Raw genomic sequence first — 14,545 nt, forward strand, 5'->3', positions numbered from 1 at the left:
ACTACAGTCGCGTGACAGTACCCCAGCGCAGGAACTCACCCACTCACCGATAATCGGTGTAGGAGCAGCCTTGAGCTGCGAAGAGGCCGGTAATAACAGCACAATTTCTAGGGCTGCTACCTGCCTCTTCGCAGCGCAAGGCTGCTCCTACAAGGATTGGGGATCAACGCGCGGGGGCGAGCTTGCCTTTGTCGTCAGAAAAGACGATTTCTACCCGGCGATTCTGCGCCCTGCCCCGCTCCGAGGCATTGGCTTCGATCGGGTACTGGTCACCATAGCCTTCAACCTGCAGACGCTTTTCGTCGATGCCCAGGTCCACCAGCATGTCAGCCACCGCCTGCGCGCGATCACGCGAGAGCTTCAGGTTGTCTTCCGGGGCGCCGGTGCTGTCGGTGTAACCCTCGATGCGCACCACACGGCGCGGGTTGAGCTGGAGAAACTGCACCAGTTTGAGCACCGTACGGCTGGCCGAATTCTTCAGGTCGGCACGCCCGGTATCGAACAGCACATCGCCCAAGGTCATCACCAGGCCACGGTCCGTCTGCTCCGAAGCCAATGCGGCAATCTGCGACTCGACCCACTTGCCTTGCTGCTGCACGCTGGCAAGCTTCGCTTCACGCAGCGCCAATTGCAGGCGTTGGCGCTCCAGGTCGAGCTTGGCCAGGCGCTCCTGGTTCAATGCAAGCTTGGCATGCTCGCTGGCAATTTCGCTGTAGCGCTGGCTCAGGTAGGCGTAGTGGCGCACATCGGTACCGGTGCCGATATAACTGGACAGGCGCTCGGCACGCGCCAGCGACTCACCGGCACGAATTACATCGCGCGGCGCACTGCGCAGCACGTCGGAGTCGTCTTTTACCTTCTGGAAGGTGGCACTGGCTTCATCCAACGCCGCCTCGCTGCGATGGCTGGCGCACCCGTGCAAGCCTGCCGTCAACGCCAGCAACACCAGCGCCGTCATGGGTGTATGGCGCATCATGGCTGCACCTCCAGCTGTTTGCGCAGGCGCGTAACCCGCGATTGCAGCACTTGCAGCTGCTCTTCACTCTTCTGGTTCAGCACCTGAGCCTCGGCCAGGCGTGCATCCAGCTCGGCCTGCTCGGCACGCATGCGCGCATCGCGAAAATCTTCGGTAAGCATGTTGGTCTTGGCCCGGGCCAGCTTGTCTTCGGCCAGCTTCAGCGCCTCGACCTGCTCGGTGGCGCCAACGGCCTTGGCCTGTTCCAGCGCCTGCTCGGAAATGCGCAGTTGCTCGTTCGGCGCCGGGTCGTTGGCGCAACCCGCCAGGCCGAGCATGGCCAGAGCAAGGAATAGTGGTTGGATTCTCACGCAATCTTCCTAATGTTTGGGGGCGTCCAGCGGCACCTGCATCTGCGCCTTCCAGCGCTCGACATTTCGTTGCAGCACAGCCTCGGACGCACCGGAGATCGGCAATTCTGTCAGTTTTTTCGCCAATTGCCCACGTAACCAGCTGTCATTGCACGCCGAGTTGTGCGACACGGCCAGGTACAGCCCTGGGCGATCGACTGGCAGGCCGCGGGCAATCAGGTCGTTGCTCATGCCCAGGCTCTGGGTCATGGCCATGCCGGAGTAGCGCCCGGCGAGCACATAGTCCACCTGCCCCAGCACCAGTTTCTGGAATGCCTGGGTCAGGTTTTGCGCAGGCTGCAACTTCAGGTGGGCTTTGGCGAACGCTTCAAAGGCCGGCGTGAGTCGCGCGCGCTCGGACAAACTGCCCTGGTACTTGGCCAGGTCTGCCGGGCCATCGAAGGCCAGCTCGGCGTCATGCCGCGTCCAGACCAGGTATTCGTTCAACTGCAACGGCGGGTGGATGTAGTCCAGTGCGGTCAGCTGACCGACCTGCAGGGGTGTATCGAGCAGCAGGTCCATACGCCCACTGCGCACCTCTTCCAGCGCCTGATCGCGTCGCCCTGCACTCAGCACGTCCACCTTCACACGCAGCTCACTGGCCACCTGCTGCAACAGGTCGACATTGGCGCCGATCAGGTGCTTGGGGTCTTTCGGGTCCTGCCAGGAATACGGGGGCGCATCGGGGCTGCCGGTCGCGACCAAACGTTCGCACTTGCCTGCCGCCATCGCGACGGGCGCCAGCATCGCCGCCATGCATGCCAGTACACCGCCTGCTTTACGCAGCACCATTGCTCACTCCTTGTATTGCTTGGCCCGGCCCATCAGGTACACGCCGCACCTGTAGGAGCAGCCTTGTGCGGCGAAAGGGCCGGCATGACCAACAAATTTTTGTGGTTGTGACTGCCTCTTCGCAGCACAAGGCTGCTCCTACAGGAACCGCGACAAGCACTGCATCGGAAAAGGCCATAAAAAAACCCGGCCCTCAGTACGAGGGCCGGGCTTCTTTATAAGTGAAGCAGGCGGATCAGACCAGCTTTTCCAGCTCCGGAACCGCTTCGAACAGGTCAGCGACCAGGCCGTAGTCGGCCACCTGGAAGATCGGCGCTTCTTCGTCCTTGTTGATCGCAACGATCACTTTGGAGTCTTTCATGCCGGCCAGGTGTTGAATCGCGCCGGAGATACCGACGGCGATGTACAGCTGCGGTGCGACGATCTTGCCGGTCTGGCCGACCTGCATGTCGTTTGGCACAAAGCCTGCGTCGACCGCGGCGCGCGAGGCACCGACGGCGGCGCCGAGCTTGTCAGCCAGGCTGTACAGGTGCTTGAAGTTGTCACCGTTGCCCATGCCACGGCCGCCGGAAACGACGATCTTGGCAGCGGTCAGCTCTGGGCGATCAGACTTGGCCAGCTCTTCGCCGACGAAGGTGGAGATACCGGCGTTGTGCGCAGCGCCAACAGTTTCGACAGCAGCGGAACCGCCTTCGGCAGCAACGGCGTCGAAACCAGTGGTACGCACGGTGATGACCTTGACCGCAGCGCTCGATTGCACGGTGGCAATGGCGTTGCCGGCATAGATCGGGCGCTTGAAGGTGTCGGCCGATTCAACCGAGATGATCTCGGAGATCTGGTCGACGTCCAGCAGTGCCGCGACGCGCGGCAGGATGTTCTTGCCGTTGGTGGTGGCCGGGGCCAGCACGTGGCTGTAGCCCTTTGCCAGCTCGACGATCAGCGGCGCGACGTTTTCTGGCAGGACGTGGGCGTAGGCTGCGTTGTCAGCAACCAGTACCTTGGCAACACCCGCGATCTTGGCAGCAGATTCGGCAACGCCGCCGACGTTCTGGCCAGCGACCAGCACGTGCACATCACCACCGATCTTGGCGGCTGCGGCGACAGTGTTCAGGGTGGACGGGGCTACAGCACCGTTCTCGTATTCAGCGACAACCAGGATAGTCATTTAGATTACCTTCGCTTCGTTCTTCAGCTTCTCGACCAGTTCGGCCACCGACTTGACCTTGATACCTGCGCTGCGTGCAGCCGGCGCTTCGACTTTCAGGGTCTTGTTGGTGGAAGCGAGCGATACGCCCAGCGCGTCTGGCGTAACGGTCTCCAGCGGCTTCTTCTTGGCCTTCATGATGTTCGGCAGCGACGCGTAGCGCGGCTCGTTCAGGCGCAGGTCGGTGGTGACGATCGCTGGCAGGCTCAGCGATACGGTCTGCAAGCCGCCATCGATTTCACGGGTGACGTTCAGCTTGTCGCCAGCGACTTCAACCTTGGAGGCGAAGGTGCCTTGGGCGTAGCCGGTGAGCGCAGCCAGCATCTGGCCGGTCTGGTTGTTGTCGCTGTCGATGGCCTGCTTGCCGAGAATGACCAGCTGTGGCTGCTCTTTGTCGACAACGGCTTTCAGCGCCTTGGCCACGGCCAGCGAATTCAGCTCATCAGCGGCTTCGACCAGAATGGCACGATCGGCACCCAGTGCCAGCGCAGTACGCAGCTGCTCCTGGGCAGTGGTCGGGCCGACGGAAACGACGACGATCTCGGTCGCAACGCCCTTCTCTTTCAGGCGTACGGCTTCCTCAACGGCGATTTCGCAGAAGGGGTTCATGGACATCTTGACGTTTGCAAGGTCGACGCCGGAGTTGTCCGCTTTGACGCGAACCTTGACGTTGTAGTCGACCACTCGTTTGACAGCTACAAGAACCTTCATGGATTCCTCGTTACTCTCCGGTGAATAGAAAGTCGCCTGGGGACATGCCCGGCGATGCGCGTGGGTACAAGGGCACCTCTAAAAACGTACCGGGAGAAGCAAACTTCAAGGTGACCGAGCAGTCTTGTCGCGACGCTTGCGGCAAATACCCGCGGGTCATTTTCTGTGGTGGCGTGTAAACTCCACTACATACCGTGAATTGGCCCGAAAGCCTTACTCCACACCTGGTCTTTAGAGGTGTACCTGCGCCCGGCGGTAAGCCTACGGCGAACGTAAAACCGCTCGTATCTTGACCGCAACACCCAATCCGGTCAATACGGCAAATCGGTCACCCTCCAGCCGTACGCCTGTGATTTTACTGGCCTGCGGCAAATTCAAACAAACGTTTGTATTGGACCCGCCAAGTGGTGTAGATATAATGCGCGGCCAAGACAAAACGGTGTAGTCCATCCTCTGCGCTGCTACAGCTCCGCTCCCGTGAAGCGCGGTGCGCATGATCACCCCACACCCATAAGACAAAGCAACAGCACGAGCCTTGATGAGTAGGAGAGAACCAGTGGAACGCGAATACATGGAATTCGACGTGGTCATCGTCGGCGCCGGCCCGGCGGGGCTGTCCGCCGCCTGCCGCCTGAAGCAGAAGGCCGCCGAAGCCGGTAGCGAGATCAGCGTCTGCGTGGTCGAAAAAGGCTCCGAAGTCGGTGCGCACATCCTCTCCGGCGCGGTGTTCGAGCCGCGCGCACTGAACGAACTGTTCCCTGACTGGAAGGCACTCGGCGCGCCGCTGAACACCGAGGTCAAGCGTGACGATATCTATGTGCTGAAGGATGCAGGCAGCTCGACCAAGGTCCCCGACCTGTTCGTGCCCAAGACCATGCACAACCACGGCAACTACATCATCTCCCTGGGCAACCTGTGCCGCTGGCTGGCCCAGCAGGCCGAAAACCTGGGCGTTGAAATCTACCCAGGCTTCGCTGCCCAGGAAGCGCTGTTCGATGAAAACGGCGTGGTGCGCGGCATCGTCACCGGCGACCTGGGTGTCGACCGCGAAGGCAACCCGAAAGACGGCCTGTACACCCCTGGCATGGAACTGCGTGCCAAGTACACCCTGTTCGCCGAAGGTTGCCGCGGCCATATCGGCAAGCAGCTGATCAAGCGCTTCAACCTCGACAGCGAGTCCGACGTCCAGCACTACGGCATCGGCCTCAAGGAAATCTGGGAAATCGACCCAAGCAAGCACGAGCAGGGCCTGGTGGTGCACACCGCAGGCTGGCCGCTGGACGTGATGAGCGCCGAAAACACCGGTGGGTCGTTCCTCTATCACCTGGAAAACAACCAGGTGGTGGTAGGCCTGATCGTCGACCTGTCCTACAGCAACGCCTACCTGTCGCCGTTCGATGAGTTCCAGCGCCTGAAGCACCACCCGGTGATGAAGCAGTACCTCGAAGGCGGCAAGCGCATCAGCTACGGCGCCCGCGCCATCTGCAAAGGCGGCCTCAACTCGTTGCCGAAGATGGTATTCAACGGCGGCGCATTGATCGGCTGCGACCTGGGCACCCTGAACTTCGCCAAGATCAAGGGCAGTCACACCGCAATGAAATCCGGCATGCTCGCCGCAGAAGCGGTCGCCGATGCGTTGATCGCAGGCAGCGAGGGCGGCGACGCACTCACTACTTATGTCGATGCCTTCAAGGCCAGCTGGCTGCACGAAGAGCTGTTCGCCAGCCGTAACTTCGGCCCGGCGCTGCACAAGTTCGGGCCGATCCTGGGTGGTGCGTTCAACTACATCGACCAGAACTGGTTCGCCGGCAAGCTGCCCTTCACGCTGCACGACACCAAGCCGGATTACGCCTGCCTCAAGCTCGCAGCCGACTCGAAAAAGATCGACTACCCGAAACCGGACGGCAAGCTCAGCTTCGACAAGCTCAGCTCGGTATTCCTTTCCAGCACCAACCATGAAGAGGAACAACCCTGCCACCTGAAGCTGACCGACCCGAACATCCCGATCGCCAGCAACCTGCCGCTGTACGACGAGCCGGCCCAGCGTTACTGCCCTGCCGGCGTGTACGAAGTGGTCAGCCAGGATGACGGCAGCAAGCGCTTCCAGATCAACGCGCAAAACTGCGTGCACTGCAAGACCTGCGACATCAAGGACCCCGCCCAGAACATCACCTGGGTAACCCCTGAAGGCGCCGGCGGGCCGAACTACCCGAACATGTAAGGCCCCCTGCCCTTGCGGCACTAAAAAGCCCCCGCCTCGTCAGAGCCGGGGGCTTTTTGCTGCCTACCTGCATCAGGCAGTGCGTACTTCTTCGAACAGTTCCGGGTGGCGATCCAGCAGTTTGAACAGCTTGACCAACGCCACGGGTGGCCTGGTTTTACCGTTTTCGTAACGGGAGAACGCATTGACGCCACCCCCGAAAATCTCCCCTGCTTCACGCTGGTCGAGATCGAATTTCTTGCGCACTGAGACGATGAAACCCGGGTCGACCGCCGCAGCGTTGACCTGGCGATTGAACGCCGACATCAGGTCACTGATGCGCAAAGCTTCATCATGGCTCAGCACTGCCTCACCACAGGCAGCACAGTAGTCGCCACTGACATTCGGAATAAGGGTCGCTTCACCCTTGTATCGATAGGGCATGTCCTGAGTGTCGGGCGCAAGCTCCGCACCGCCGCAGATTGGACATCTCATGGTTACATCTCCTTGAAAGACACGATGAGAACGTCGTCCACCACAGACAGTTTGAGGTACACGTACCCCTTGACCGTAAGCGGACGATAAACATCCTGCCAAACGCGATGATCAACGTAGCTGGTCATGCTTTTGTAAAAGTCTCTGCGCTCCAAGCCATTGATGACATCGAGCATATCCGGGTATTCCATCCCCAGTGCCTGGGCGTCTCGCAACGAGGCGGTAGTCGGGCTGATACGTCCAGCACTGACCAATGCCCTTATCCGCTGCAGCGGACAGTGAGGCGTTCTCTTTTCCATGAGAAATTAACCTTCCAGGTTAAATTTGGCTAATAGGTTATTCCAATAGCCCCCACCCGGAAGTCTGCCTCACCACCTGCCAGCCGCTACTGGCTCATTTGTCACCGCACATGATTGGCATGGGCTCCGCCGCAAACGCCAAGGGCTCGCGACGCCCGAAGTACAGGGCAGTAAGCAGCCCCACCATGCCCATGATCAGACAAAACCCGACACACACCCATGGGCTCCAAGGCATCAAGGCGATCAGCGCCAGCGGCGTGGTGCTGGCCCACAGGGCATAGGCGACGTTATAGGTGAAGGAAATGCCCGACACCCGGATCTGCGCAGGGAACAGCCCGACCATCACCGACGGCACCACGCCCACCACGCCACAGCACAGCCCTGCCACGGCATAAGCCAGCCAGGTTGCGCCCCACTGGCCCACCAGGCTTGCATACAACACACCGATGCCCAGCGGCAGCAGCAGGCTGTACATCATCAGGGCACGCCAGGCGCCCAGGCGATCGACCAGCAGGCCGGCCAGCACACAACCGATATTAAGGAAGACAATACCCGCACTGCTGAGGGCAAAGGTGTGCCCGGCAGTCATGCCAAAACGCTGTTGCATCACCGTCGGCGTGATCACCACCAGCACCACCACCGCCGACGTCAGCACACAGGTCAGCAGCGCCGCGGGGATCAGCGCCCGGCGATGCTCGCCCAGGACGCGCCGCAGCGGAAACGCCACCGGCTGCTCCTGACGCTCGCGCAAGGCCAGGAACACGGGCGTTTCACTGAGCCACCGGCGCAGCCACACACCTATCACGCCAAACACCCCACCCAGCAGGAAGGGGTAGCGCCAGGCATGGTCGAGAATTTCTTCGGGGGTAAACACCTGCGCCAGCAGCGTGGCCGTCAGTGCGCCCAGCAAGTAACCGAAGGTAAGCCCAGCCTGCAAGAAGCCCAGGGCATAGCCCCGTCGCCCAGGTGGCGCATGCTCGGCAACGAACGTCCAGGCACTGGGCACTTCGCCGCCGACAGCCGCCCCCTGCAGAATGCGCAGCGCCAGCAGAATCAACGGCGCGGCGTAGCCGATATCGGCGTACGTCGGCATCACACCGATCAGCAGGCACGGCAGGGCCATCATCAGGATGCTCAGGCTGAACACCCGCTTGCGCCCCAGATGATCGGCGAAATGCGCCATCAGGATGCCGCCCAGTGGCCGCGCCAGGTAACCGGTGACGAAGATCCCGAAGCTTTGCAGCAGGCGCAGCCATTCAGGCATTTCTGGCGGGAAAAATAGCTTGCTGAGGGTCAGGGCGAAGAACACGAAGATGATGAAATCGTAGATTTCCAGCGCGCCACCCAGTGCCGCCAGGCCCAAGGTCCGGTGGTCGCCACGGCTGAAGCGTGGCGGGCGAGCGGTATCGATGGCAGTCATGGCAGAGTCCGCAGATCGGCAAAGGGCAAGAGGATAGCAAATAGCTGCCCCCTTGCCCCGCCCACATCGGCGCTAGCGGCTGAAGACCGTGTGCGCGAAGTTCACCCGCGGGCGCGGGTGCAGCGCGCTGGCGGGCACGGCAGCTGGCAGGGGCAGCTTGCCGACCAAAAGCGGCGCATCGATGATCGCCATGAACGATTCCAGTGCCTCGTTATCGGGCGCTTGCGGCAGGCTCACGCTCACGGATTGGCGCTCGGTTTGCGGCACCGAAGGCACTTGCAACTGCTGGGAGTGGTAAAGCAGGGCGTGCTGGATTTGCGTGCTCACCCGGCAGAAACGCGCCAGGTCGACGCCGACGTGGCTGGCCAGTTCGATGTTGCCAAGCAACAGATGAAAAGGCTGCAAGGCAGATTGCACCAGGCGTTGCAGCTCCTCGAAGCTGTCCACGGGCGCAATCCGGTAATAGCCCAGGCCATTGAGCAACTTTTCCAGCTGCAAGCGCTGGCTGGGGTGCTCGTCGGCGATGAGGATGCGCAGGGTCTTGTTTGCCATTTTCGGACCTGGGCAGTTAGGTAAAAAGGGACACTCCCTGACCATACTGCGCCAGTAACGGCAATCGCCAAAGCTTTGCCTGGCTGGGGTCTACCTAGATAGTTGTCGGGAAACCCGCAGAAATCAAGTCGATGCTTGACGGAATTTTCATTCGTCTTTCACCAGACTTTCAGGATTCCCACTCACGCATGCGCACCCGGCAGTGCTTCATGGCATTGACGATGTGCTTTTCCACCACGCTGCGAGACACCCCCAGGTGCTCGGCAATCTGCTGATGTGACAGGCCATCGAGCTTGCGCAACAGGAAGCAGTCGCGGCAGACCTTGCCCAGTTCATCCAGGGCGCGCTGCATCAGCGCCAGGCGCTGATCGAGCTGCATGTCATGGGTGGGTGCCGGGCTGTGCCAGCGCTCGTCGCTGTCGAGCACCTCCAGTGGCTCGGCCTGGCGAACCTGATGCCGCCGGTGGCGGTCGACCACCAGGTTGAGCGCGGTACGGTACAGAAAGGCACGCGGGTGCTCGATCCGTTCCGCATCGGTGCGCTCCAGCACCCGCAGATAAGCATCGTGCGCAACATCTTCGGCCGCCTGACGACTGCCCAGGCGCGCGGAAAGGAAGCCCACCAGTTCGCGATAGTAATGTTCCACGACGTTACCTGAGAGGGCCCTGCTGCTTTTTCTGAAAGCCATTTCACAAAGCTGTGCAGGACCGAAGTGATGTCAACGTGCGATCTTACAAATTATAATTATTCTCAGCAACACGACATCCTCCTGCCCTGTACGCTAAATCCCGCCCGCTAGCCTTCGTCTATCTGGGACCTCAGTGCGCGCCGCTTCTTGCGCTGCGCGTGGCCTTCACTCCTGGCTGGAAGTCTGCATGCGACGTTTACCCCACACCCGCCGTCGGCTACTGCTCAGTGGCTTGGCCCTGCTGAGCCTCGGCAGTTTGCTGGCCTGGAAGACCCTGCCCTTCGGCGCGCAGCCGATCAGCACAGTCGCCGTCACCCGTGCCGATATCGAAAGCAGCGTGACTGCCCTGGGCACCCTGCAGCCGCGACGCTACGTGGACGTGGGCGCCCAGGCTTCCGGGCAGATCCACACGCTGCACGTTGAAGCCGGTGACCAGGTACGCAAAGGCCAACTGCTGGTCGAGATCGACCCGTCCACCCAGCAAGCCAGGCTCGATGCCGGGCGTTATTCGATCGACAACCTCAAGGCACAACTGGCCGAGCAACGTGCACAGTTTCAACTGGCCCAGCAGCAGCTCAAGCGCCAGCGTGACCTGGCGGCCGCCGGTGCGACCCGTGACGAAGACGTGCAGACGGCCGCTGCCCAGCTCAAGGTGACTCAGGCCCGCATCGACATGTTCCAGGCGCAGATTCGTCAGGCCCAGGCCAACCTGCGCAGCGACGAGGCGGAACTGGGCTACACGCGCATTTATGCACCCATGGACGGCACCGTGGTAGCGGTCGATGCCCGAGAAGGCCAGACCCTCAATGCCCAACAGCAGACCCCTCTGATCCTGCGCATCGCCAGGCTTTCACCAATGACCGTCTGGGCCCAGGTGTCGGAAGCCGACATCGGCAAGGTCAAGCCCGGCATGACCGCTTACTTCACCACCTTGGCCGGCGGCAAGCGCCGCTGGACCAGCACGGTCCGGCAGATTCTACCGATCCCGCCCAAACCCCTGGACCAGAGCAGCCAGGGCGGCGGCAGCCCGACCAGCGCCACCAATGGCACCACCGGCAGCCAGGTGGTGCAGTACACCGTGCTGCTGGATGTCGACAACCCGGATGGCGCCCTGATGGCCGAGATGACCACGCAGGTGTTCTTTGTCGCCGGCCAGGCCAGCCAAGTGCTGACCGTGCCGCTTGCCGCACTGGACGACAACAATGGCTTGCGCCTCGCCCGGGTACTCAACAGCAAAGGCGAAGTGGAACAGCGCCAGGTCCAGACCGGCCTGAGCGACCGGCTGCGGGTGCAGGTACTTGACGGCCTCAGCGAAGGCGAGCGCCTGGTGATCGGCGCCCCCAGCATCAGCGGAGGTTGAATGACTACGCCCCTGATCGAACTGATCGACATCCGTAAATCCTACGGCGGCGTCGATACCCCCAAGGTCGACATCCTCCAAGGCATCAGCCTGAGCATCCACCCCGGCGAGTTCGTCGCCATTGTCGGCGCCTCCGGCTCCGGCAAATCGACGCTGATGAACATCCTCGGCTGCCTCGACCGGCCAACCGCTGGCAGCTACCACTTTGCGGGCAAGGACGTGGCCGAGCTGGACAGCGACGAACTGGCCTGGTTACGCCGTGAAGCCTTTGGCTTCGTCTTCCAGGGCTACCACCTGATCCCCTCGGGTTCGGCCCAGGAGAACGTCGAGATGCCGGCCATCTATGCCGGTATCGCCGCCAGCGAGCGGCACGCGCGCGCCACCGCCCTGCTCACCCGCCTGGGCCTGGCCAGCCGCACGGGCAACCGCCCGCACCAGTTGTCCGGCGGCCAGCAACAACGCGTATCGATTGCCCGGGCACTGATGAACGGTGGCCACATCATCCTCGCCGACGAACCCACCGGCGCGCTCGACAGCCACAGCGGCACCGAAGTCATGGCGCTGCTCGACGAACTGGCCAGCCAGGGCCATGTGATCATCCTGATTACCCACGACCGCGACGTGGCGGCGCGGGCGCAGCGGGTCATTGAAATCCGCGATGGCCTGATCATCAGCGATTCGGCCGCCGAGCAGCCACCGCCCCCCACACGCCAAGGGCTGCAGGCCGACGACCTGCGCCAGCGCCTGGGCCGCGGCGCCACCCTGCGCGGGGCCTGGAAAGGTGAGCTGGTCGAAGCCTTGCAGGCCGCTTGGCGAGTGATGTGGGTCAACCGTTTTCGCACCGCCCTGACCTTGCTCGGCATCGTCATCGGGGTAGCCTCAGTGGTGGTCATGCTGGCCGTCGGCGAAGGCAGCAAGCGCCAGGTCATGGCGCAAATGGCGGCGTTTGGCTCGAACGTGCTCTACCTCAATGGCAAGCCGGCAACGCTGGGTGAACAGGCCGGCACCATCACCCTCGATGACGTCGCGGCCATCGGCGAGCTGCCCCAGGTCAAGCACGTCATGCCGGTGATCGGCGACAAACTGATGGTGCGCCACGGCAACAACAGCCAGCAGTTTTATGTCGGCGGCAACAACATCTGGTTCCCGGAGATCTTCAACTGGCCGGCGGTCGAGGGCACCTTTTACACCGAGGCCGACGAAGCCAGTGCCGCGCCTGTGGCGGTGATCGGCCAGAAGGTGCGGGAAAAGATGCTGGACCCTGGGCGCGACCCGCTGGGGCAATACATCCTGATCGGCAATGTGCCTTTCCAGGTCGTCGGCATTCTCGCCGGTAAAGGCGCCAGTTCCGGCGACCAGGACAGCGACGGGCGCATCGCGGTGCCCTATTCCGCCGCGGCTATCCGCCTGTTCGGCCAGCGCGACCCAGACTACATCGCCGTCGCCGCGCATGACTCCACCCGGGTCAACGAAGCCGAAGTGGCCATCGATCACTTGCTGCGCCAGCGTCACCAGGGCCGTCAGGATTTCGAGCTGACCAACGACGCAGCACTGATCCAGGCCGAGGCACGCACGCAGAACAGCCTGTCGCTGATGCTGGGCGCAATCGCGGCAATTTCGTTGTTGGTGGGTGGCATCGGGGTGATGAACATCATGCTCATGACCGTGCGCGAGCGTACGCGTGAGATTGGCATCCGCATGGCCACGGGCGCGCGCCAGCGCGACATCCTGCGGCAGTTTCTCAGCGAGGCCGTGATGCTGTCGATGGTCGGCGGCGTGGCCGGCATCGTCCTGGCCCTGGCCATCGGCGGCGGCCTGATGCTGGCCGAGGTTGCCGTAGCCTTCGCCCTGCCTGCCATATTCGGCGCGTTCGCCTGCGCTGTCGTCACCGGCATCGTGTTCGGCTTCATGCCGGCCCGCAAAGCCGCCCGACTCGACCCGGTCAAAGCCCTTACCAGCGAATAATCCATGACCTTGCCAAGCCGTATCAGCCTATTGACCTTGTGCCTGAGCCTTGCCGCCTGCAGCACGCCGCCCACGCCTGACAGCGGGATTGCCGCGCCGCACGCCTGGCAAGGCGAGGCCGCGCCGTCATCCACCGAGCTGCCATCAGCACAGTGGTGGCGCGCGTTTGCCAGCAGCGAGCTGGACCGCCTGGTCGAGCGCGCCCGGCTCAACGCTTATGACCTCGCGGCCGCCACGGCGCGTGTGCGCCAGGCCCAGGCCCAGGCCGTCATCGCTGGCGCGCCATTGCTGCCCGAACTGAACCTGGGCCTGGATGGCAGCCGCCAGCGGCTGTTGAAGGGTGAAGGCAACGACCAACTGGACGTCAGCAGCAGCGAACGCACCAGCACCGCGTTCGACCTCAAACTCAGCGCCAGCTACGAGATCGACTTCTGGGGTGGCCTGCGCGCAGCACGGGCCAGCGCCTTGCGCAGCCTCGATGCCAGCCGCTTCGACCGGCAGACGGTCGAGCTGACCTTGGTCAGCGCCGTGGCCGACAGCTACCTGCAAGGCCTGGCCCTGGAAGCGCAACTGAACATCGCCCGGCTCAACCTGCGCAATGCACGTGACGTGCTGGGCCTGGTCGAAGCCCGCCAGCGCACCGGCTCGGCCACACGCCTGGAACTGGCCCAACAGCGCAGCCTGGTGGCTGCCCAGGAGCGGCAAGTGCCGTTGCTCGAACAGCAGTGGCAAGACAGCCGGGTCACCTTGGCGACGCTGCTCGGCGACCCGGTGCAGGCCCTGCCGCCCAGCCGTGAAGCGTTCGATGCGCTGCAGTGGCCGTCCATTGGCAGCGGCGTCCCTAGCGAACTGCTGGCCCGTCGCCCCGACATTGCCGCCGCCGAAGCGCGGCTGGCAGCGGCCAGCGCCAACGTACAGGTGGCCAGGGCGGCGATGCTGCCCAAGCTGACCCTAGGGGCCAACCTGGGCAGTGGCGCCAATACCTTTGCTCATGTGCTCGACAGCTCGTTTTATACCCTCAGCGCCGGGCTGGTCGCGCCGATCTTCAACAACGGCCGGCTGCGCGCTTCTCGCGACCTGGCCGAGGCCGAGCAAGCTGAGTTGCTGGAGACGTACCGGGGCAGCATCCTGGCCGGTTTCGCCGATGTCGAGAAAGCGCTCAATGCGATTCACGGCGTGGACCGCCAGCGCCGGTGGCAGGACGAGGAGGTACAGGAGGCGCGCCTGGCTTTCGAGCTGGCCCAGCAGCGCTATGGCGCGGGCGCCGAGACCCTGCTCAGCGTGCTTGAAACCCAGCGCACCCTGTACCTGGCCCAGGATCAGCAGGCGCAGCTGCGCTTGGCACGGCTGCAAGGGAGTGTGGCGCTGTACAAGGCGTTGGGGGGTGGGTGGAAGGTTGAGCGGTAGTGTAGGGCGATGGATTTGCTGCGGGTTCGAGATCGAGCGCCGCGCGGGCGGCGCTCGATCTAAAACCCACCGAAAATCCCTCGCCCT

14 protein-coding genes are annotated in these 14,545 nt (G+C 62.8%); 4 read left to right on the forward strand and 10 right to left on the reverse strand.

Annotated elements, in window-relative coordinates; all coding sequences use genetic code 11:
* Positions 1–163: 163 nt before the first annotated feature.
* From D886_RS0105230 to D886_RS0105250, 5 genes are all read right to left on the reverse strand, one after another.
* Positions 164–976 (reverse strand): OmpA family protein, encoded by an 813-nt coding sequence (locus tag D886_RS0105230; protein WP_027592883.1) that lies wholly within the window; start codon positions 974–976, stop codon positions 164–166.
* Positions 973–1,326 (reverse strand): DUF4398 domain-containing protein, encoded by a 354-nt coding sequence (locus D886_RS0105235; protein WP_027592884.1) that lies wholly within the window; start codon positions 1,324–1,326, stop codon positions 973–975. Before D886_RS0105235 ends, D886_RS0105230 begins: the two co-directional genes overlap by 4 nt.
* 9 nt (positions 1,327–1,335) lie before the next feature.
* On the reverse strand, positions 1,336–2,157 hold the full coding sequence (locus D886_RS0105240) for an ABC transporter substrate-binding protein (protein ID WP_027592885.1): 822 nt from the start codon (positions 2,155–2,157) through the stop codon (positions 1,336–1,338).
* A gap of 235 nt (positions 2,158–2,392) precedes the next feature.
* A complete protein-coding gene (locus D886_RS0105245; protein WP_027592886.1) occupies positions 2,393–3,322 on the reverse strand; it encodes an electron transfer flavoprotein subunit alpha/FixB family protein in 930 nt (309 codons plus the stop codon).
* A complete protein-coding gene (locus D886_RS0105250) occupies positions 3,323–4,072 on the reverse strand; it encodes an electron transfer flavoprotein subunit beta/FixA family protein (protein ID WP_027592887.1) in 750 nt (249 codons plus the stop codon). It abuts the gene before it with no gap.
* 538 nt (positions 4,073–4,610) lie between these two features.
* Here D886_RS0105250 and D886_RS0105255 point away from each other — a divergent pair.
* Positions 4,611–6,293, forward strand: coding sequence for an electron transfer flavoprotein-ubiquinone oxidoreductase (locus tag D886_RS0105255; RefSeq protein ID WP_081717456.1), 1,683 nt, complete (start codon positions 4,611–4,613; stop codon positions 6,291–6,293).
* Between the two features lie 72 nt (positions 6,294–6,365).
* On the opposite strand, the gene D886_RS0105260 is transcribed toward D886_RS0105255, so the two are convergent.
* The 5 genes from D886_RS0105260 to D886_RS0105280 all read right to left on the reverse strand — a co-directional run bounded on the left by D886_RS0105260 (position 6,366) and on the right by D886_RS0105280 (position 9,684).
* Complete coding sequence (locus tag D886_RS0105260; RefSeq protein WP_027592889.1) at positions 6,366–6,767, reverse strand: type II toxin-antitoxin system MqsA family antitoxin; 402 nt, start codon at positions 6,765–6,767, stop codon at positions 6,366–6,368.
* Positions 6,768–6,769: 2 nt separating this feature from the next.
* Positions 6,770–7,066: a type II toxin-antitoxin system MqsR family toxin gene (locus tag D886_RS0105265; RefSeq protein WP_027592890.1), complete on the reverse strand. Its 297-nt coding sequence runs from the start codon at positions 7,064–7,066 to the stop codon at positions 6,770–6,772.
* A 94-nt stretch (positions 7,067–7,160) separates the two neighbouring features.
* Complete coding sequence (locus D886_RS0105270; protein WP_027592891.1) at positions 7,161–8,486, reverse strand: MFS transporter; 1,326 nt, start codon at positions 8,484–8,486, stop codon at positions 7,161–7,163.
* A gap of 72 nt (positions 8,487–8,558) precedes the next feature.
* Positions 8,559–9,038 carry a response regulator gene (locus D886_RS0105275; RefSeq protein WP_027592892.1) on the reverse strand — a complete coding sequence of 160 codons (480 nt, stop codon included), beginning with the start codon at positions 9,036–9,038 and terminating at the stop codon, positions 8,559–8,561.
* 169 nt (positions 9,039–9,207) lie between these two features.
* Positions 9,208–9,684 carry a sigma-70 family RNA polymerase sigma factor gene (locus D886_RS0105280; RefSeq protein WP_027592893.1) on the reverse strand — a complete coding sequence of 159 codons (477 nt, stop codon included), beginning with the start codon at positions 9,682–9,684 and terminating at the stop codon, positions 9,208–9,210.
* A gap of 229 nt (positions 9,685–9,913) precedes the next feature.
* On the opposite strand from D886_RS0105280, the gene D886_RS0105285 reads away from it, so the two are divergent.
* Genes D886_RS0105285 through D886_RS0105295 form a run of 3 tightly spaced genes read left to right on the forward strand, consistent with a single transcriptional unit; the run spans position 9,914 to position 14,458 of the window.
* On the forward strand, positions 9,914–11,086 hold the full coding sequence (locus tag D886_RS0105285; RefSeq protein WP_027592894.1) for an efflux RND transporter periplasmic adaptor subunit: 1,173 nt from the start codon (positions 9,914–9,916) through the stop codon (positions 11,084–11,086).
* A complete protein-coding gene (locus D886_RS0105290; protein WP_027592895.1) occupies positions 11,087–13,051 on the forward strand; it encodes a MacB family efflux pump subunit in 1,965 nt (654 codons plus the stop codon).
* 3 nt (positions 13,052–13,054) lie between these two features.
* Positions 13,055–14,458 carry an efflux transporter outer membrane subunit gene (locus tag D886_RS0105295; protein ID WP_027592896.1) on the forward strand — a complete coding sequence of 468 codons (1,404 nt, stop codon included), beginning with the start codon at positions 13,055–13,057 and terminating at the stop codon, positions 14,456–14,458.
* Positions 14,459–14,545: the final 87 nt, after the last annotated feature.

It is taken from the genome of Pseudomonas sp. LAIL14HWK12:I7, assembly GCF_000483465.1.
In the GTDB taxonomy this organism is placed as follows: domain Bacteria; phylum Pseudomonadota; class Gammaproteobacteria; order Pseudomonadales; family Pseudomonadaceae; genus Aquipseudomonas; species Aquipseudomonas kermanshahensis.